Below are 20,036 nucleotides of genomic sequence, written 5' to 3' on the forward strand. Positions count from 1 at the left end.
GACAACCATCACCCCTCTACCGCATGCCCTCTCCACCGACCCTGCTGAGCCTGACACAACAACTGATGCAACTGCCCCACAGGGTCGACCGTCACCTGTGGCTCAACGATGTGGTCCAGTGGGTGCGTGGTGACCGGCAATCGCCCGGGGAAGCGGCGGCCCGGCTGGGCCTGCTGGTCGATGCCTTGCTGGCCCGCCCCGACTTGACGGCCGCCTGGCAAAGCTGGTGGCGGGCGTTTCTGGACGACACCGATCCCACGCCTTTGCTGGCCGACTTGGGTTTTGCACCACGCACGGCGTTCATCAGCGACCTGGGCCAGCGCCTGCGCATGAAGCTGTTGCCCGCCACCCCCGATACAGGCGATCTGGGTGCACTGTTCCTGTTTCTGCAGCCAGAACCCTTTGATGTGCAATGGTTGCAAGCCCTGGACGAGCACACGCTGGGCGGTTTGACGCGGCTGATGCTGCCCCAGGCCCCTGTGCAAGCCCCGCCGGCATTGCAAGAGAATCTGATGGACGCGCTGACCTATTGCGTGGGCCAGATCAATGCCACCGGCCACTCGGCCGAAATCCGCACCCGCATGAGCAGCCGGGACGAGAACACCCGGCCGTTTCACGATTTACCCATGGCGCTGGAGGTGTTTCGCCAGGCCTTGCAGCAACACGGCCCGCACAGTGAAGCCTGCCAAACGGCCGCACAAGCCCTCAAGCTGCAACTGGACCATTGCAGGCATGCGGCCTACACCGTGTATGCCCACCTGCAGGAACACGGCATTTCGGTAGGCATCGTGTTCCGGCTGCGGCAATTGCGGCATCTGGTGATCCGCTGCAAATACCTGATGGAAGCCTTGCTCACGCACGAGCCCATCCCGGCCATGCTGGCTTTGCTGGCGCACCTGGCGCAGGTCTGCCATGACAGCCGCAGCATCCGCAGCCTGTGGGCAGCCAACAGCCACATGCTGGCCGAAAAAGTGGCGCAGCGCAGCGCCGAAAACGGCGAACACTACATCACCCGCAACGCTGTGGAATACCGGCGCATGCTGGGCAAGGCTCTGGGCGGTGGCGCGGTCATCGGCCTGACCACTTGGGCCAAATTCGCGATCGTGGGTCTGGCCCTCTCCCCTTTCTGGGCAGGCCTGGCGGCAGGCACCAACTACGCGGTGTCGTTTGTGCTGGTCATGCTGCTGCACTGGACAGTGGCCACCAAACAACCGGCCGTGACAGCGCCCGCCATGGCAGCCAAACTCAAATCCATCGACAACGACGATGGCGTGCAAGGCTTTGTGAACGAGGTGGCTCACCTGTTCCGGTCTCAGATCGCGGCCATTTTGGGCAACCTGCTGGCTGTGGTGCCGATGGTGTTGCTGATTTGCTTGGCGCTGTCCCAACTCGGACTGACCCCCATGGCCAACGAGGCCGAAGCCCGGTATGTGTTGTCTTCGGTCAGTTTGCTGGGCCCCACGGCCTTGTTCGCCGCCTTCACAGGCGTGCTGCTGTTTGTCTCCAGCATCGTCGCGGGTTGGGTGGAAAACGCTTTTGTGCTCCACCAGCTCGGCTCGGCTTTGCGCTACCACCCCCGCCTGCGCCGCGGGATCGGGGTGCAGCGGGCAGCGCGCTTGGGTCTGTATTTGCAAAACCACATCTCAGGCTTGGCCGCCAACATCTCGCTGGGCTTGATGCTCGGGCTGGTGCCAGTCATTGCCCAATTTTTTGGACTGGGTCTGGACGTCCGGCACGTGACCCTCTCGGCCGGTCAAATCGCCGCGGCAGCGTTCACGCTGGGCCTGCCCGCGCTCGGCACACCGGCTTTCGGCGGGGCCTTGGCGGGTTTGCTGGTGATCGGGCCGCTCAACCTGGGCGTGAGTTTTTACTTGGCCTTCCGCGTGGCCTTGACCTCACAAAGTGTCAGCATGGCCAACCGGGGGCGCATCCGCCAAGCCATTGTGCAGCGCATCCGCACACAACCTATGTCGTTCCTGCGGCCACCAGCACCTGCTGCAGCATCAGAGGTCTGAGTTCGAGGCGTCCTTGCGCATCTGCATCAGTTCGGCCCGCAAACGGGCCAATTCGGCGCGGTAGTTTTCGGCGTCGCCGTAATCGGCAAAGCCGTGGTAATGCGCATGCGTTTGCATCATGCGGCGTGCGTGCTTGATCGGGCACCAGTATTTTTCGGTCAATCCCACGACCTCACGGCCATAGGCCATCAAGCCGTTGCCATACGAGCAGTAGGCGCAGTTGATTTTTTCCAGCCAGTTCAAATAGGCCAGGTGCGTGCGGTCGTACACAAAGTAGTCCGAGCGCTTGACGCGGGGCATACCGCACAGGGGAAAGCACACCCATTGGTAGAGCGTGACAAACGCGTCAAACAGCAGCATGGGCAAGAGCACCGGGTAAATGAAGGGCACACACAGCACATGCCGCCACTCGGCCGTGAGCACATAGCCAAGCAAGCCCTCCTTGAAGCGCTTTTGCTGCGCCAGCACCTCTTTTTCAAAGCGCACCTTGTGTTCTTCAAAATCGGCCTGCCACTGTTGTCGGCGGCTCTTGGCTTCTTGCTCAATGGCCGCTTCCAGCTGCTGAATGCGGTCCAAAAATTCCTGAATTTTGGGGTTCATGGGGCCTCCTTGGACAGACTGAAGCGGACAAAAGGCCACATCGTCGGTTTCACTTGATGTTCGTCAAGACTTACAGTCATCCGTGACAGCAAACTGAACGATGACCATGACACCCGATCACCATAACACTCCCCAAGGGCTTACAACAGACCAAGCCCGCACACGGCTGGCTGAAGATGGCCCCAACGAAGTGGCGCAGGGCACGCGTCGCACCGTTTGGCGACGGCTGGCCGACATGCTGCGCCAGCCCATGTTTGCCTTGCTGGTCGCGGCAGCACTGCTGTATGTGCTGCTGGGCGACCTGACGGAAGGCCTGACGCTGTCGGTCTTTGTCTTGGCCGTGCTGGTGCTCAGCTTTTACCAGGAGGGGAAATCCGAAGCCGCCATCGAGGCCCTGCGCCAACTCACACAAGCCCAGGCCCGTGTGCTGCGGGACGGCCAAACACAGCTGATTCCCGCCAGCGAGGTCGTGGCAGGCGACTGTTTGCTGCTGTCAGAAGGCGACCGGGTGGCTGCAGACGGTTGGCTGCTGCAGGCCAACAACCTGCAAATGGACGAATCCCTGTTGACGGGCGAATCGGTGGCCGTGGACAAAAGCCCGCTGGAGCCACAGCCAGGCGGCTCGGGGTCGCCAATGCCCAAGCCGCTACCCCAGGCCTGCGTGCATGGCGGCACGTTTGTTGTGCGCGGCAGCGGCCAGGTGCTGGTCACGGCCACCGGCATGCGCAGCCAGATCGGACAAATTGGTCTGTCATTGGGCCAGGTACAAGAAGCCGACACCCCCTTGCAACAACAGACCGCCCGATTGGTCAAGGTGCTGGCCATTCTGGTGGCGGTGCTCTGCGTGGTGATGGTGCTGACCCTGGTCTGGCGCACCGGTCAATGGGTGCCCGCTTTGCTGTCGGGCATCGCGCTGGCCATGGCCATCCTGCCCGAAGAGTATTCCGTGGTCCTCACGCTGTTTCCGGCCATGGGTGCGCGTCGCCTGACGCGTGAGGGCGTGCTCACCCGGCACATCAACGCCATCGAAACCCTGGGGGCCATCAGCGTGCTGTGCACCGACAAAACCGGCACGCTGACGCAAAACCGCATGACCGTGACCGCACTGGCGGTTCCCCCGATGGCTGGCAGCGCAGAGCCCGGCGAGGTCCTGCAATGGCGCACGCCTGCACTGGGCACGTCCCCATCGGCATCGCCCAACCCCGACACGCCCCTGGAAGCGGCTTTTCACCCCCTGATTGAACACGCCATTTTGGCCAGTGCCCCCACACCTTTCGACCCGATGGAGACCGCCTTCCACGCGATGGGCCAACACCACCTGAACGCGGCCGATCGGGCTTTCGGTGAGGGCCAGCTGGTACAAACCTACGCCCTCAGCCCCAGCCTCAAAGCCATGTCGCATGTCTGGCAGTTCGAGCCGGATGACCCGCATGTGGTCTCGGCCAAAGGCGCACCCGAAGCCATCATGGACCTGTGTCACCTGAGTCCCGACGCACGTCAACACTGGCTGGCCCGCGTGGCAGACATGGCCGCACAGGGCTTGCGCGTGCTCGCGGTGGCACACGGCCGATTCGACGGCCAAAGCTACCCCGATACCCCGCACGACTTTGACTTTGAATGGCTGGGCCTGATCGGGCTGACCGATCCCCTGCGCCCCGAAATTCCGCAAGCCATCGCCGACTGCCAATCGGCCGGCATTCAGGTCATCGTGATCACGGGCGACTTCCCGGCCACGGCCCGCGAAATCGCCCGGCAAGCCGGACTGCCCGAGGGTGAAACCCTGACCGGTGATGTCTTGGAAGGCCTGGATGACGCGGCCTTGCGCGAGCGGCTGCGCCGCGTCACAGTCTGCGCACGCATCTCCCCGCACCAGAAGCTGCGCATCGTGCAGGCGCTGCAGGCGCAGGGTCAGGTGGTGGCCATGACGGGCGATGGCGTGAACGACGCCCCCGCCCTGAAGGCCGCACACGTGGGCATTACCATGGGCGAACGCGGCACCGATGTGGCGAGAGAAGCCGCCGACCTGGTGCTGGTAGACGACAACTTCGCCTCGATCGTTCGGGGCATCCGCTTGGGTCGACGCATTTTTGGCAACCTGCAAAAGTCGATGCAGTACATCTTTGCCATCCACATCCCGATTGCGGGCATGGCCTTGGTGCCCATGCTGATGGGCTGGCCACCCTTGATGCTGCCCCTGCATGTGGCCTTGCTGGAACTGGTGATTGACCCCACCTGTGCCATCGCCTTTGAGAATGAACCCGAGCAAGCCCACATGATGCAGAGCCCACCACGCAACATTCAAACCAGCTTATTGGGTTCGCAAGAAATCCTGCAGTCATTGGCCTTGGGTCTTTGCTTGTTCATCTGTGTGGGCTTGAGTTTTGCCTGGGCACAACAAGGCGGCAGCAATGCGCTGAGCCTGGAGCAAACCCGATCCATGGTCTTCATCACCTTGCTCACTGGCAATGCTGTGCTGTATTTGTCAAGCCGCACGCGGACCCCGGGCTGGAAGGCCATCTGGCAGCGACCGAACTGGACGGCTTATGCGCTGCTCGCTTCAGCTGGGGCACTGGTGCTCTTGGCCATTTATTGGCCATGGTTGTCCGCAATACTTCAATTCGCGCCATTGCCCCTGCCTTATTTGGGGCTTGCCTTGGGATGGGGTTTGCTCAGCCTGCCCGCGGCAATGGGTGTGAAGTCAGTTCTCATTCATTTTTTCAGAAGTGCTCCTGCACAAAAGTCATGAACGGCGACGCGACGGCCCGATTGGCCCACACCACGACCAAACACCCCAACAGCAACACGGAAAAATCAGAAAGGTGCACCAAAGCCACTAAAATCTAAAACAAATCAGCTACTGAGTCACCCGTTGTCCAACTTGTCCTCCCCAGTATTGCCTCAGCACATTGCCATCATCATGGATGGCAATCGACGTTGGGCCAAAAAACGGCTCATGCCCGCCGCTGTAGGCCATGCAGCAGGGGCGCAACGGGTACGCGACATCGTCAAGATGTGTGCTGAACTGGGCATTGCCCAGCTGAGTCTGTTTGCCTTCAGCACCGAAAACTGGAAGCGCCCGGAAGACGAAGTCAGCAGCCTCATGAACTTGTTCATGATCTATCTGAAAAAAGAAATCCACAGCATGAACAGCAACGGGGTTCGGCTCAAAGTGCTTGGGGATACTTCGCGATTTTCCGCGCCCCTGCAGGCACTGATCGCCATGGCCGAAGAAAAAACGGCAGGCAACCAAGCCATCACGCTGAATGTGTGCGCGAACTATGGTGGACGCTGGGACATGGTGCAAGCCACCAAAGCGTGGCAGCGGGCACACCCGGATTTGCCGCTTGATGCCTTGACCGAAGAAAGCCTTGCACCTTACCTGAGCACCGCGGATGCCCCCGAGGTGGATTTATTGGTGCGCACCGGTGGAGAATCGCGAATCAGCAATTTCATGCTTTGGCAAGCGGCTTACGCGGAAATGTTTTTTTGTGAAGACCTGTGGCCAGATTTCACCGAGGAAAAACTCCAACAAGCGATCCAATGGTTTTCAAAACGCGACAGGCGATTTGGTTCATCCGCACCGCTTTGACCCACGTTGGACCCACTGATGGATTTCATTTTCAATTGAATAATTGAAAAGTTTCAAAAAATAAAAACGGGACCACCAGGGTCCCGATATTTGTCTGAACTCAAACTTGCTTGCACCATGGGCGGTGCAAGCAGATGGATTCAGAAACCGCCCTCAGGCGATGACAAAAGGCTCGCGATCTCGGCCTTCGATCCATTTAGGCGCTTTACCGCGGCCGGTCCACGTCTGGCCGGTTGCAGGATCACGGTATTTGGCAGCCACTTTGCTCACGGCTTTAGGTGCTGTAGATTTTGCACCACGTCCAGGAAAAATATCCTGCGCTGTCAAACCATATTCAGCCACCAACTCACGCACCCGTGCCAAAGCGCTGGAGATTTCATTTTTACGTGCCAGTGCAATCGCTTGTTCCAAAGCTTCACGCTGAAGCAATAACTCTTTATAGGTTTGTGTCATGTGAATACCCCAATCAATTATTTGAATCATTGGAATATACAACAAAATGATCGTTCAGAAAGCAAAAAACATCTGCTTACTTTTCAGTAATCAATAACCATTATCCAGATCATTCAGCAGCATCGGGTTTTGTAAATGCCATCAGATCGACAGTTTGCAGTTTCCCCCGATGCCATTAATGGCGATCGGGGTCTGACGAATTTTGCGCTTTGGCCGCCCGCAGCTTGTCTTTCTTGCTCAAACGCGAACCCTTGATGCCCCCATTGCCGGGCGAAGGCGGTGGCGGGGTTTCGGTGGGCTCAAAGCCTGGGATTTGCTCCAAAGCGAGTTCCAGGCTTTCGCGTTTCTGGATCAACTTCCAGTGCGTCCGGGCGGCGGCAGTGACAAAACTCACAGCATCCCCGTGCGCCCCGGCCCTGCCCGTGCGGCCAATGCGGTGGGTGTAGTCGGTGGCCGAACGCGGCAGGTCGTAGTTGACCACCACGGGCAGCATGGCGATGTCGATGCCGCGTGAGGCCAAGTCGGTGGTGACCACCACATCCCAGCGACCCGCCTTGAATTCGCTCAGCACTTCCTGACGTGCACCCTGGCTCATCTCGCCATGGAAGGGCGTGGCAAATACGCCCGCTTTGTAGAGTTTGTTCGCCACATGCTCGCAGGCGTAGCGCGTGGCCACAAACACCAGCACCTGCTTCCAGCCGTTTTCTTGGATCAAATGGCGCAGCAAAGCGGTGCGGCTTTTTTCGTCCACCGCAATGGCGCGCTGGGTGATGTCGGGTTGGTGGCCTTCAAAGGCCTCCACCGTGATGCGCGCCGGATCGTGCAGCAACTTGGCCGCCAAGGCTTCCACCTCGGGCGCAAACGTGGCTGAAAACAGCAAAGTCTGGCGCTTGGGCGGCAACAACGCCAGCACGCGTTGCAACTCGTCGGCAAAGCCCAGGTCCAGCAAGCGGTCGGCTTCGTCCAGCACCAGGTGCTGCACATCGGCCAAACGCACGGCGTTTTGGTCGATCAAATCGAGCAAGCGGCCGGGCGTGGCCACCACGATGTCGGCACCGCCGCGCAGCGCCATCATTTGCGGGTTGACCGAAACGCCGCCAAACACGGTGTTCACCTTGAGCGACTGCGGCAGCTTGTAGGCCAAGTTGGCCAGCACATCGCCCACTTGCACCGCCAGCTCGCGCGTGGGCACCAGCACCAGCGTCCGCACGGGGCGGCGAAAGTTGGTCTGGCGCGGCGCGGCCAGCAAGTGCTGCAACAGCGGCAAGGCAAAAGCCAGCGTTTTGCCCGAGCCGGTGGGCGCGGTGGCCCACACATCGGCAGATTTCAAGGCAGCAGGAATCGCCTCGGCCTGGATGGGGGTGGGGGCGTACAAGCCCATGTCGCCCACAGCGCGCAAGAGCGCGGGGGTCAGGCCGAGAGTGTCAAATGTCAATGCGATCTTTCTGTCAGAGGCCATCCAGGTAGCTCAATAACGCTTTCTTGTGGGAGGCCGCCCCTGCGGCCGAATGGTGAAGGGGCTCGGTGCGGGTGTCAATCGATGCCGGAAACGAACCCTTCGCGAGCGGGGGCTCGCTCCCACAGGGATAAGCGGTTGTGCGCATCAATGGCGGAAATGGCGAACGCCCGTGAACACCATCGCCACGCCACGCTCATTCGCCGCGTCAATCACTTCCTGGTCGCGCATGGAGCCACCGGGCTGGGCCACGCAGGTCGCACCTGCGTCCACCACCACATCGAGGCCGTCGCGGAAGGGGAAGAAGGCGTCGCTGGCGACCACGGTGTTTTGCAGGCTGAGTTTGGCCGCTTCGGCCTTGATGCTGGCGATGCGGGCGGAGTCGAGGCGGCTCATTTGGCCTGCGCCCACGCCCATGGTCATGCCGTTTTTGCAGAAGACGATGGCGTTGGACTTGACGAACTTGGCCACTTTCCAGGCGAACAACAAGTCGTGCAGTTCTTCAGGTGTGGGTTGTTTAACGGTGACGATCTTCAAGTCAGCCAGCGCCAGCTCGTGGTTGTCGGCGCTTTGCAGCAAGAGGCCGGAGCCCACGCGCTTGGTTTCGAGCGCGTTGCGCACGTCGCCATAGTTGGCGGGCAAGGCGATTTTCATCAAGCGCACATTGACTTTGCTCTTGAACACTTCGAGTGCTTCGGCGCTGAAGTCGGGGGCCATCAGCACTTCGACGAATTGCTTGCTCACCGCTTCGGCAGCGGCTTTGTCCACAGGGCGGTTGAAGGCGATGATGCCGCCAAATGCGCTGGTGGGGTCGGTTTGGAAAGCCTTGCTGTAGGCCTCGAGCGGGTTCGCGCCCACGGCCACGCCGCAGGGGTTGGCGTGTTTGACGATGACGCAAGCAGAGGTCTCAAAGCTCTTGACGCATTCCCAAGCAGCATCAGCATCGGCGATGTTGTTGTAGCTGAGTTCTTTGCCTTGCAGCTGCACGCCCGTGGCCAATGAACCCACAGCAGGGGCCAGGTCGCGGTACCAAGCGGCTTGCTGGTGGCTGTTTTCGCCATAGCGCAGGTCTTGCACTTTGACGTATTGCTCGTTGAACTGACCACTGAATTGGGCGCGCTCGGGCACGTAGTCTTCGCTCAGCTTCTCGGCTTCAAAGTTGACGCTCGACAAGTAGTTGCTGATCGCGCCGTCGTATTGGCTGATGCGGTTGAACGCGGCCACGGACAAGGCAAAGCGCAGTTTGTCACTGAGTTTGCCGTTGGCTTTCAACTCGGCCATCACAGCCGGGTATTGGCTGGCATCGGTGACGATGCCCACGTCTTTCCAGTTCTTGGCGGCAGAGCGCACCATGGCGGGGCCGCCGATATCGATGTTTTCGATGGCGTCGGCCAGCGTACAGCCAGGCTTGGCCACCGTGGCTTCGAAAGGGTAGAGGTTGACGATCAACAGATCAATCGTGTCGATGCCATGCGCTTGCAAAGCCGCCATGTGCTCGGGCGTGTCGCGACGGGCCAGCAGGCCGCCATGCACTTTGGGGTGCAGGGTTTTCACACGGCCATCGAGCATTTCGGGGAACTGGGTGACTTCGGCCACTTCGATCACAGGCAAGCCTTGTTCGGCCAAGAGCTTGGCTGTACCGCCGGTAGAGATCAGGCTCACGCCCAGTGCGTGCAGGTCTTTCGCCAGTTCGACGATGCCGGTTTTGTCAGAGACGGAAATGAGGGCTCTCATAGGGGGACTTTCTTCAAAATTCAGGGTGTTCAGCCAATGGCCGAGGTACAGGGTTTCGGCGTTTATCCAGATGGGCCGGTATCTGTCCGGCCACCGACATTCATTTGAGGAGATCGTGCTCCAGCAATTTCTTGCGCAAGGTGTTGCGGTTCAGGCCCAGCCATTCGGCAGCGCGCGACTGGTTCTGGCCCGATTGGGTCATCACCACGTCGAGCAGGGGTTTTTCCACCAGCTTGACCAGCATGTCGTACAGACCCGTCGGGTCGGTGCCGTCCAGGTCGCGGAAGTAGGTTTCCAGGTTGGCCCGGATGCAGTTTTCGATGGATTGGGGTTCGCTCATTCGGATGTCTCCACAAGCGGCTGGGCGCTGGCCACTGGCAGGCGGTCCATCTGGCTGGCCAGGCCATCCAGAAAATGCGCCACCGTAGCGAGCTGATGCTCAGCCGTCTCAAGGGTGTTCATGTGTTCACGGAATGCATCGCCGCCAGGCAGCGCACGCACATACCAGCCGATGTGTTTGCGGGCCGAGCGCACACCGGTGTATTCGCCATACAGGCCGTAATGGTCTTGCAGGTGCTCCAGCAGGGCACGGCGCACCTCGGCCACCAGCGGCGGGGCCAAGTGTTCGCCCGTGGCCAGAAAGTGGCCGATCTCGCGAAAGATCCAGGGGCTGCCTTGCGCGGCACGCCCGACCATCACGGCATCGGCCCCGGTGAACTTCAGCACATCGCGGGCTTTTTCGGGCGAATCGATGTCGCCGTTGGCCACCACCGGGATGTTCAACGCCGCTTTGACGGCGGCCACGGTGTCGTATTCGGCCATGCCTTTGTAGCCCTGCTCACGCGTGCGCCCGTGCACGGTGACCATCTGCACCCCAGCGCTTTCGGCAGCGCGGGCCAAGCTCAGGGCATTCTTCTCGGCATCGCACCAGCCGGTGCGCATCTTCAGGGTCACCGGCACGCCGTGTGGCAAGGCGGCTTCCACCACGGCAGAAATGATCTCCAGCGCCAGCGGCTCGTCTTGCATCAGGGCAGAACCTGCCCATTTGTTGCAGACTTTTTTGGCCGGGCAGCCCATGTTGATGTCAATGATCTGCGCGCCACGGTCGATGTTGTAGCGCGCAGCGTCGGCCATCATCTGCGCTTCGGTGCCGGCAATCTGCACCGCAATCGGGCCAGGCTCGCCATCGTGATTCGCCCGACGTGAAGTCTTCAAAGACGCCCACAAGTCGGGACGCGACGTGACCATTTCGCTCACCGCATAACCCGCCCCGAACTGCCTGCACAACTGGCGGAAAGGCCGGTCCGTCACCCCCGCCATGGGGGCGACAAACAAGTTGTTCGGCAATAGGTAAGGACCAATCTGCATGACTGGGTGGTGCTGTAATTTGGGGGATCCTGAACAGGAGGCCCGATTGTAGTTGCTTAATATTTCAGCAAATGAAAGCCGAGTGTGTTAGCAAAGTACGGGTTGCCGGAACCGCTTGTCCCGTCGGCTGAGACGAACCGCAGTGCCTTAATCGCGGCAACGGCTGAGCCACTTGCTCATCAACTCCAGAATCTGTCGGCGCATGAAAGGCTTGGTCAGGTAGTCGTCCATGCCAGCGGCCAGGCAATTGGCTTTGTCGTCGGCCAGGGCATTGGCCGTCAGGGCCAAAATGGGTTTTCGCTGCAGCCCTTGGGTGATTTCGCGCGCCCGAATGCTGCGTGTGGCCGAGATGCCATCCATTTCGGGCATCTGCACGTCCATCAGCACAATGTCATGTGGCTCGGTGGCGCTGATGTGCACGGCCTCCAGCCCATTGCGGGCTTGCAAGACGCGACAGCCTGAGGTCTTGAGCATGGTCACCAGAATTTCACGGTTCACGTCGTTGTCTTCGGCAATCAACACCGTGCAATCGAGGTTTTGCGGTACGGGTGCCGTGCGGGCGGAAGCGTCCAATGGCATGTCCTTGAGCCGGGTGCCGCACACCTCAAACCAGAAAACAGAGCCTTTGCCTGGTTGGCTGCTGAAACCCACCTGACCGCCCATGAGCTCGGCCAACTGGCGCGAGATCACCAGGCCCAAACCACTCCCGCCAAATCGGCGGGCCATTGAAATGTCCGCTTGCGAAAATGCGCTGAACAGGCGCTGCCCGTCCTCCTGGCTGATGCCGATGCCCGTGTCTCGCACCATGCAACGCACACGCGCTGTGCCGTCGGACTCGCTGGTGCAACTCAGGCTCACACTGACTTGCCCCTGACTGGTGAATTTGACGGCGTTGGAAATCAGGTTGCTGGCCACCTGGGTAAAGCGGTGCGGATCGCCCACAATCATCCAGGGCACGCCATCAACGGGTGGCTCGAACACGAGTTGCAGGCCCTTGTCCTGCGCATGCGACTCGAACAAGGCACACACCTGGCGGGCGGCGTGTTCCGGGCTGTACGGCACTTTTTCCAGGTGCAGCATGCCCGCCTCGATCTTGGAAAAATCCAAAATATCGTTGATCAAGTACAGCAAGGTCGAGGACGAGGACGTGATCATGCTGATGAGTTTTTTCTGCTGCTCGGTCGGATGGGTCGAATCCAGCAACTCGGACACGCCAATCAGGCCATTGAGTGGCGTGCGAATTTCATGGCTCATATTGGCCAGAAACTGGCTCTTGGCCTGGTTGGCAGCATCGGCATGCTCTTTGGCCAACAACAGCTCGGCCGTGCGCGTTTGCACCTCGGATTCGAGCTGCTGGCTGTATTGACCCAAGGCCTTGTCCTTGTGCTCAATTTGGTCAAGCATGGAATTGAAGCCAGCCACCAGTTCCCCAATTTCGTCCTGACTTTGACGTTGAGCGCGCTGACTGTAATCGTGCACAGTGGTGATGCGCCGCATCACATCGGCCAAATCCAGCACGGGCTGCACAATGATGGCGATCAACTGGCCCATGAACTGGCGCACCACCGCATAGGCCAGGAGCATGGCGACCACAGCCACCAACAGGGTGACCACAATGCTCCACCAAAAGGCATCCAGCCGGGTCTGCACCACCACCACACCAATGCGCTCGCCGTCCTGCACGATGGGCAAACGGATCGCATAACGGCTCAGACTCAGCTGGGCGGTTTGGATGCCTGAAACAAGCTCGGGCGGGGGTTCTGGATGGCGCTCCGAATCCGTGCGCACCGGGTAGTGGGCAAAAGCCTGCTGGCTCGGTGTTTCGGTGTAGATATCCACGGTTTCGATGGTCTGGATGTGCCGGAAAATTTCCAGCTGCTTTTGGGCCCCCGCCCGGTCTTCGAAGCGCACGGCAGCGGCATTGCTCTCGGCCGCCAGCTCAGCCAGACTTTTGGCTTCGGCCTTCGTGGCTTGCAAGGTTTGCGAGGCCTGCCACAGCGTGGTCACCACAAAAAACAAAATCAGCACACACCAGATGCCCAGCCCCAGAATGTGGTTGAGCTTTTCCCGCATGGGCGCATGCAGCAACTTCTCGCGACGCCAAAAAACAGAGAGCAACATCTGGCTCTTCCCTAGCGAACCACCACGCGGGCCAGCTTGAGCATCTGGCTGCTGGCGCGGATGTTTGACTTTTGCAAGTTGAGCAAATTCACATCAAATTCGACACGGTCATCGTTGTGCAACAGCGCCAGGTGCGCCCCTTGGTCAACGGCTTGACGGCCATCGCTGACCAGCAACACCGGGGCATTGCCCAGTTGGCGGACCACGGCGGGCAGCTGGCGGGCATCGGCCTCGGTGACAAACACCATGCTGCAATCCTTGAGCTGATCGAGCGCCACATCCTTGCGAACCACGATCTCCCGACCTTGTGCGGTGCGGCGGTTCAGGCTGAGCATGGTGCCGTTGAGATCGTCCTTGCCCAGAATGCACACCCTGATGGATTTGTCTTCGGTGCCGTGCAGTTCCACAAATTTGGCAAAGTTGTACAAATAAGCCACCTTGATGCGCTCCACCGTCTGCGCCGGGCTTTGCGCCCAGGCCGACCCAGACACGCCCAGTGCCAACACACACACAAAATGACGCATACCCGCCAGGACGCCCCGTCGCCCTGATCGTGTTCGCAGTGAGAAAGATATAAATTGAAGGCGCATGGTCATGTCCTTCAGAAACGGGTAACCGCTTGCACCAGCGCACTGCGTTGCACATCGTGGGCGCGGCTCACCGGGAAGATGTTGATGAATTCGCTGTGTCGGTGCTTGAGCAAGTTACGCCCCTGTACGGACAGCTCGGTATGACGATCCATCTTCCAGGCCAGGCGCATGTCCAGCCCTGTGTAGGAGGGCAACCGGGTCAAGCCTGAACTGGTCAAGGTGAAATGGCCAGTCTCCGAGTTGTAGCGCAGGCGGACATCCAGGTTGAATTGGTGCGGCAGGCTGAAATTGTTGTTCAGCGAGAACTGGTGTTTCGGTGCACTGTTTTCAAAGGCCTGCACCTGGGCTTGGCCCAGAAAATCATCGGTGTGCACCCCTTTGACACGCAAATGGCTGTAAGCCGTTTGCAGTTTCCACCAGGCCTGTGGATGCCACTCCAGCGCCACCTCACCGCCATAAGCGCGTGCCTTTTCGACATTGGCGTTGTGTGCGTCCAACGTGAAATAACACAGACCAGGCCCATATGCCGCCAGGCAGGCCAAGGCCTGCTGCACACCCGCAGCAGACACCGGGTTGGGCAAAGCGCGCCCCCCGCGCAAATGTTTGTAATCGGTCACAAACAGCGCCACGTCCATGCTCAGGAAATTGGAAAACTGCTTGCGCCAACCCGCTTCCAGGCTGATGGCCTCCTCGGCTTTGAGCGGCGCATCGGCCAACGGCGACAAGGTCGTCACGGCCGTGATCAGGTGGGGCGGGATGCTGGGGATCACCCCGTTGGCATCTTGCGCGCTGATGTCCACCGTGCCCAGGCTTTCGGTGCGTCGCAAGGACCGGGCCGAGCGGGACAGCGCGCCCCAGTAAGCCTCTTGCTGGGCCGGGGTGTAGAGCATGCGCACATTGGGCTGAATATTGAAACCCGTCAGGCCATCTTTTTCAAACTTGGAGCCCAGGATCAGCTTCAAGCGCTCGGGTGCCAGTGTGATTTCATCGTGCACAAAGGCACTGTAGTTGAGTCGCTTGCTGCGCCCATCCAGCAACAAATACGGCGCACTGGGCAGCATCAGGTTGTCAGAGGTGTGGCGCAGGTTCAGCCCCCAGATGAAATCGTGCACATCGCCCACACGCCTTTGCTGAAAATCCAGATCGATGTCGGTCTTGCGACCGCCCATGCTCAGCACCCGTGGCGCCTCACCCAGCGGCTTGTTCGCACCGGTGCCTGTGCCCGAACCCCACAAACCCGCGTAAGTCGATCGATCCTGGTCGACTGAAGCTTGCAAGGCATTGTCTGCACCTTGATCGTCTTTCCAAAGATATCGGGCCTGCAAGGCCATGCCCTGACCTTTGCTGCTGAGAAAACTCTCGCGCACAAAAGGCGTGCCTTGATCGCTGTAGGCCAGCAAGGCGGGCGTCACCCAAACGTCATGGGATTGGTCCTGGTGCACCTCGGCCTTGATGTTCAACTTACCGCTGTCAAGACGAGGCTCGATCTTCAGACCCAGCCGCTGCTGCGTGGCCGAATCGTTGCCGGGCTCACCTGTCGCGCGGACCGGCGAACCATCCATGCGGCTGGTTTTGCCAAAGACCTTGAAGTGTCCGCCTTGCGCCAGTTCACCGCCATGGGTCATGGACGCCGAGGCCAGTGCGCCCGTGCCCAACACGGCGCTCACCATGCTGCCTTGGCTGGCAGCGGCCGAACGCGTCACGATATTGATCACGCCATTCATGGCATTGGTTCCCCACAGCGCGGCACCGGGTCCGCGAATGACCTCGATGCGCTCGATGTCTTCCATCACGGTGTACTGTGACTCCCAAAGCACACCCGAAAACAAGGGCGAGTACACACTGCGGCCATCCACCTGGACCAACAATTTGCTGGAGAAGCGGTCATTGAAGCCGCGGGAGCTGACGGCCCAGCGGCTGCGCGAGATTTGGGCCACATTGAGGCCAGGCACCAGACGCAAAGCTTCCGGGATCGACTGGGCCCCTGATCGGTGTATGTCCTGTGCGGAGATCACGTAGGCCGCTGCGGCCATGTCGGCCACGCGTTGCTCTTTGCGCGACATGGAGGTGATGCGGTAATCCACCAACTCTTCAAGGGACATGTCCAGAAACTCGTCGGCCCCTGCCGCCCAAGCGCATGAAGCTTGCACGGCACACGCGAGCAATGACCATTTCCAGACACTGCTTCGCCTCGTTTTTATGTTTTTCACTGCCCTGCCCCTTGGATGAAACCAGCGTTCAGAAGTATCAACTATTAAATTCTACATTTATTATTTTTTAATATTCTTAAGATTTATTTTAATGTCTTCAACAACTTGTCTTTTTTTCAGTTCATCCCAACCCGGAGCGCTGCTTTGCGGTGACTCACTGCCCAAGGCACCTTGCTTGCCGAATCGCGACGCCCTCCCATTTTTTTGAAGCGAATCTTTGCCCGGAGTGAGCGACCCGTCCCGCTACACTGCCTGCATGGAAAATTGGCTCAATGAAATACTGCAATGGCTGGCCTTGCCGCAACACGGCCTGAGCACCGTGTTCGTGGTGGCCTTCATTTCAGCCACGCTGCTGCCCATGGGCTCTGAACCTGCCGTGTTCGGCCTGGTCAAACTCAATCCCGACATGTTCTGGCTGGCCATTGTGGTGGCCACCGCAGGTAACACCTTGGGCGGCATGCTCAGTTGGTGGATGGGCTGGGGCACGCACCATGCGGTGGACAAATGGCGCGACTCCGGCACACATATTCGTGCCCTGGCCTGGCTGGAAAAACTGGGCCCTAAAGCGTGTTTGCTCAGCTGGCTGCCCGGCGTAGGCGATCCGCTGTGCGCCGTGGCCGGCTGGCTCAAGATGCCGCTGTGGCCTTGCACTTTGTACATGGCGATTGGCAAGTTTTTCCGCTACCTGACCATGACCGCCTTGCTGCTCTGGGTGTTTCCCGGGCAGTTTTGAAGCTGACCTGAACCAGACTCAGTTTGAGCCCACCGCATTGCACAGCGGCTGCCCCGAGGTCCAGCAGCGCAAATTGTCCAGAAACATCTGACGCACACGCGCCTCATTGCCGTCCGAATGCCCTGCCGCATGGGGTGTGACCATCACCTGGGGCATGGCCCACAAGGGCGACTCGGGCGGCAAGGGCTCATGCGCAAACACATCCAGAAATGCGCCGCCCAAGTGGCCGCTTTGCAGTGCTGACACCAGCGCGTCCTGGTCCACCACTTCGCCACGCGCCACATTGACCAGGTGTGCCCCCGGGGGCAGCGCTGCCAGCGCAGGGGCGTTGACCAGTTGAAGGGTTTTGTCGGTCAGGGGACAGGCCAGGATGAGCCAATCGGTGCGCGGCAGGACATCGTGCAGATCATCGAACGTGACCTGCACAACCGTGTTCGCCTGCACCGGGGCGTTGAACTGCCCATACACAAGGGGGCACACCTTCTGTCGCACCGCCACCACGTTCAGACCCAGCGCCTGCAGCAATCGCCCCAGTTGCTGGCCAATCGGGCCCCAGCCCACGATGGTGGCAGTCTGGCCGGGCAGGTCGCGCGGCATGCGTGGGCCCATCATGGGAATCCACTGGCGCGCTTGCTGCTCGGCCCAGAGCATGGGGAACTTTCTGGCCAGCGCCAAGACGCCAGCCAGCGCCACCGTCGCTACCACCTGCGCATTGGCCCCGGACGAGGTGGTGATTTGCACGCCTTTGTCCCGCAAGTCCTGGTAAATCTGGCGATCAGCACCGGCCGAATGGATATGGACCCACTTCAAACCGGGCGATTGGCGCAGCAAGTCATACACCTGCTGCAAAGCAGGATGAATTTCGTGTTTGGTCGACGTGCCTGTGACTTCGCGGGAAATGAATGCCACATCGGCATCGGTGCGCTGCATGGCCACCGCTTCATCCAATGCCAGCAATTCATAAGGCCGCACACCCATCACATCTGCCACCTCACCCCCCAGCTGCTTCAGGCTGGCTGGTGACATCAGAATGCGCAAGGCTTGGGCTGGCTCTCGGTTCATCCGGGGCATCAAGTCTTGTAGCTGGGGTCCAGGCGGTCAAGCTTGCGCAGCAAGGCCGGCCACTCCATCAAGCCGTAAGGCCTGCGGGTGCTCGGCTGGTAATTGTTCCAAGTCTCTTCCAAAACCTCCGGAGCCACTTTGACCCAAGGGGTTTGACAGGCCATCGCGGCCAGTTGGGCGCGGCACGACAACTCCAGCCGGTGCATCCAATTGAAGGCCTCACCGATGCTGCGCCCCACCGTGAGCGCACCATGGTTACGCAAGATCAGCGCCTCGCCCTGCCCCAAGTCCTTGACCAACGAGGCCTGCTCGTCCAGATCCAGCACCACGCCCTGGTAATCGTGGTAGCCGATTTTGAGGAAACGCATCGACGTTTGGGTGATCGGCAACAAGCCACACTCGAGCGCAGAGACCGCCATGGACGCCCAGCTGTGGGTGTGGATCACACAGTCCACCTCGGGACGGGCGGCATGCACGGCGCTGTGAATCACGTAGCCCGCCTTGTTGATGCCGTAGTTCAAATCGCCAAAGTCCGGCTTGGACAGGAGGCGACCATCGTGGTCAATCTTGATCAGACTGGAGGCTGTGATTTCCTCGTACATCATGCCGTAGGCATTGATGAGGAATGCGCCGTCTTCGCCCGGCACCCGGGCAGAAATGTGGTTGGCCATCATGTCCGACATGCCGTAGATGGCCACCAGCCGGTAACAGGCAGCCAGGTCCACACGGGCCTGCCACTCGGCAGCCGTGCAGCGCGGTTGCATCGATTCGATTTTCAGAAATCCGTTGTCAACCATGACATCTCCTTGAGGTATTTGTTCAGTCCATCAAGCATGGTTTGCAATGTTCAGCACGATCTTGCCCTTGTGCTGGTTGTTCTCCATGAGGGCCTTGGCCTGGTCGAGTTGGTCAAAAGCGAACACCCGGTCAATCAACGGACGGATGCGGCCATCTGCGAAAGCGGGCAGGATCTGCGCTGCAAACTGCGCAATGCCATCTGCACGCTGAGCCGGTGTGCGCAGCTTGTTGGACACGCCAAACAAACACAGGCGTTTGGCATGCAGCGCTTGCAGGTCAATGCTGGCTTCAAGGGTGCCATCGACATAACCCACAAACCCCATGCGCCCCTGAAAAGCCATGCAACGCATGTTTTCGGCAAACACCGTACCCCCCACCGTGTTCACCACCAAGTTGGCACCCTTTTGATCGGTGGCCTGCCACACATCCTGATGGAAATCGGCAGCGCGTGTGCACAAACCCACATCCAGCCCCAAGGGCTTCAGCAGGTCCAGCTTGGCCTGCGAGCCCGAGGTGCCGATGACCTTCGCGCCCAAGACCTTGGCCATCTGCAAGCAAGCCACGCCCACCCCGGAGGACACACCATTGATCAGCAACCATTGCCCGGGTTGCAAATGCCCTTGCAACACCAGCAAGTCATAGCCCACCAAAAATGTCAGCGGAATCGATGCGGCCTCTTCGAAAGACAGCTGGGCCGGCACAGGCATGATTTCACGCACATCCATCAAGGCGTATTCAGCAAAGGCCCCTGGACAACGCCCCATGACACGGTCGCCCACTTGCCAGATACCTGTGTCGCCGCCCAACTGAACAATCTGTCCGGCCCCTTCCATGCCCGCAGGTTTGCTGCCCCCAAGGCCATTCAAGCCTTGGCCCACGATCAACTCGCCACGGTTCAGCGAAGCGGCATGCAACTTGACCAGTACCTGGCCTGGACCGGGCACAGGCACATCCACCTCGCGCAGTTCCATGTGACCCTGGCCGTTGCTGATGTTCATCCAGTAAGACTTCATGCACACCTCGATTTGTTGCAAACGTCGGCATTGGCCGCCATGGCTCGCCGCAATGGCCGAAGTGTAATGTCCACACACCGGGCACAGCCCTGTCAGGCTGATGCTTGGGGGACACGGGCAAGGTACGCATGACGCGTGCACCTGGCTTTAGCCATGCGAACTACGCACATCGGCATAGGGGGCCTCCCTGATGGGAGGCACCCCTGCCACACCACCCGGCATGCGGGTCCGCACCGGGCGGTTCGAGCGCTTGAGGTCAGGACAGCCTTGGCACCCCCAGCCGATCAAAGTACG

The 20,036-nt window shown here is 60.0% G+C and carries 16 protein-coding genes; 4 read left to right on the forward strand and 12 right to left on the reverse strand.

Annotated features, from left to right (window positions below):
* The first annotated feature begins 23 nt into the window (after positions 1-23).
* Positions 24-2,015, forward strand: a complete 1,992-nt coding sequence (locus B9Z47_RS10445; protein ID WP_108331154.1) for a site-specific recombinase — start codon at positions 24-26, stop codon at positions 2,013-2,015.
* Here the strand turns inward: B9Z47_RS10445 and B9Z47_RS10450 are convergent.
* Positions 2,004-2,615 (reverse strand): hypothetical protein, encoded by a 612-nt coding sequence (locus tag B9Z47_RS10450; protein WP_108331155.1) that lies wholly within the window; start codon positions 2,613-2,615, stop codon positions 2,004-2,006. The genes B9Z47_RS10445 and B9Z47_RS10450 overlap by 12 nt on opposite strands.
* A gap of 106 nt (positions 2,616-2,721) precedes the next feature.
* Here B9Z47_RS10450 and B9Z47_RS10455 point away from each other — a divergent pair, with 106 nt between their 5' ends.
* Both B9Z47_RS10455 and uppS read left to right on the forward strand, forming a co-directional pair.
* A complete protein-coding gene (locus B9Z47_RS10455) occupies positions 2,722-5,361 on the forward strand; it encodes a cation-translocating P-type ATPase (RefSeq protein WP_108331222.1) in 2,640 nt (879 codons plus the stop codon).
* A gap of 123 nt (positions 5,362-5,484) precedes the next feature.
* Positions 5,485-6,204, forward strand: coding sequence for a polyprenyl diphosphate synthase (gene uppS, locus B9Z47_RS10460; protein ID WP_255418455.1), 720 nt, complete (start codon positions 5,485-5,487; stop codon positions 6,202-6,204).
* Between the two features lie 153 nt (positions 6,205-6,357).
* Here uppS and B9Z47_RS10465 read toward each other — a convergent pair whose 3' ends face one another.
* The 8 genes from B9Z47_RS10465 to B9Z47_RS10500 all read right to left on the reverse strand — a co-directional run bounded on the left by B9Z47_RS10465 (position 6,358) and on the right by B9Z47_RS10500 (position 16,076).
* Entirely contained in the window at positions 6,358-6,657 is a 300-nt protein-coding gene (locus tag B9Z47_RS10465) for an H-NS histone family protein (protein WP_108331157.1), read from the reverse strand.
* Between the two features lie 175 nt (positions 6,658-6,832).
* On the reverse strand, positions 6,833-8,092 hold the full coding sequence (locus B9Z47_RS10470; RefSeq protein ID WP_108331223.1) for a DEAD/DEAH box helicase: 1,260 nt from the start codon (positions 8,090-8,092) through the stop codon (positions 6,833-6,835).
* Between the two features lie 168 nt (positions 8,093-8,260).
* Positions 8,261-9,847, reverse strand: coding sequence for a bifunctional phosphoribosylaminoimidazolecarboxamide formyltransferase/IMP cyclohydrolase (gene purH, locus B9Z47_RS10475; protein WP_108331158.1), 1,587 nt, complete (start codon positions 9,845-9,847; stop codon positions 8,261-8,263).
* A gap of 100 nt (positions 9,848-9,947) precedes the next feature.
* Positions 9,948-10,187 (reverse strand): Fis family transcriptional regulator, encoded by a 240-nt coding sequence (locus B9Z47_RS10480; RefSeq protein ID WP_108331159.1) that lies wholly within the window; start codon positions 10,185-10,187, stop codon positions 9,948-9,950.
* The gene (gene dusB / locus B9Z47_RS10485; RefSeq protein WP_108331160.1) at positions 10,184-11,215 is read right to left on the reverse strand and encodes a tRNA dihydrouridine synthase DusB; all 1,032 of its coding nucleotides are present in this window, start codon (positions 11,213-11,215) and stop codon (positions 10,184-10,186) included. Before dusB ends, B9Z47_RS10480 begins: the two co-directional genes overlap by 4 nt.
* Positions 11,216-11,362: 147 nt before the next feature.
* Positions 11,363-13,336, reverse strand: a complete 1,974-nt coding sequence (locus B9Z47_RS10490; RefSeq protein ID WP_108331161.1) for an ATP-binding protein — start codon at positions 13,334-13,336, stop codon at positions 11,363-11,365.
* An 11-nt stretch (positions 13,337-13,347) separates the two neighbouring features.
* A complete protein-coding gene (locus tag B9Z47_RS10495) occupies positions 13,348-13,860 on the reverse strand; it encodes a YfiR family protein (RefSeq protein WP_158271669.1) in 513 nt (170 codons plus the stop codon).
* A 77-nt stretch (positions 13,861-13,937) separates the two neighbouring features.
* On the reverse strand, positions 13,938-16,076 hold the full coding sequence (locus B9Z47_RS10500) for a TonB-dependent siderophore receptor (protein ID WP_108331163.1): 2,139 nt from the start codon (positions 16,074-16,076) through the stop codon (positions 13,938-13,940).
* 316 nt (positions 16,077-16,392) lie between these two features.
* Between B9Z47_RS10500 and B9Z47_RS10505 the strand changes: the two genes are divergently transcribed.
* Positions 16,393-16,869 (forward strand): YqaA family protein, encoded by a 477-nt coding sequence (locus tag B9Z47_RS10505; protein WP_108331224.1) that lies wholly within the window; start codon positions 16,393-16,395, stop codon positions 16,867-16,869.
* Positions 16,870-16,887: 18 nt separating this feature from the next.
* On the opposite strand, the gene B9Z47_RS10510 is transcribed toward B9Z47_RS10505, so the two are convergent.
* From B9Z47_RS10510 to B9Z47_RS10520, 3 genes are read right to left on the reverse strand one after another with little or no spacing between them, the layout of a single operon-like run.
* Positions 16,888-17,931 carry a D-2-hydroxyacid dehydrogenase gene (locus B9Z47_RS10510; protein ID WP_108331164.1) on the reverse strand — a complete coding sequence of 348 codons (1,044 nt, stop codon included), beginning with the start codon at positions 17,929-17,931 and terminating at the stop codon, positions 16,888-16,890.
* Positions 17,932-17,939: 8 nt separating this feature from the next.
* Positions 17,940-18,728 carry a class II aldolase/adducin family protein gene (locus B9Z47_RS10515; protein ID WP_108331165.1) on the reverse strand — a complete coding sequence of 263 codons (789 nt, stop codon included), beginning with the start codon at positions 18,726-18,728 and terminating at the stop codon, positions 17,940-17,942.
* Positions 18,729-18,758: 30 nt separating this feature from the next.
* Positions 18,759-19,742 (reverse strand): zinc-binding dehydrogenase, encoded by a 984-nt coding sequence (locus B9Z47_RS10520; protein WP_233253752.1) that lies wholly within the window; start codon positions 19,740-19,742, stop codon positions 18,759-18,761.
* Positions 19,743-20,036 lie beyond the last annotated feature (294 nt).

It is taken from the genome of Limnohabitans sp. 2KL-1, assembly GCF_003063435.1.
Classification (GTDB): domain Bacteria; phylum Pseudomonadota; class Gammaproteobacteria; order Burkholderiales; family Burkholderiaceae_C; genus Limnohabitans_A.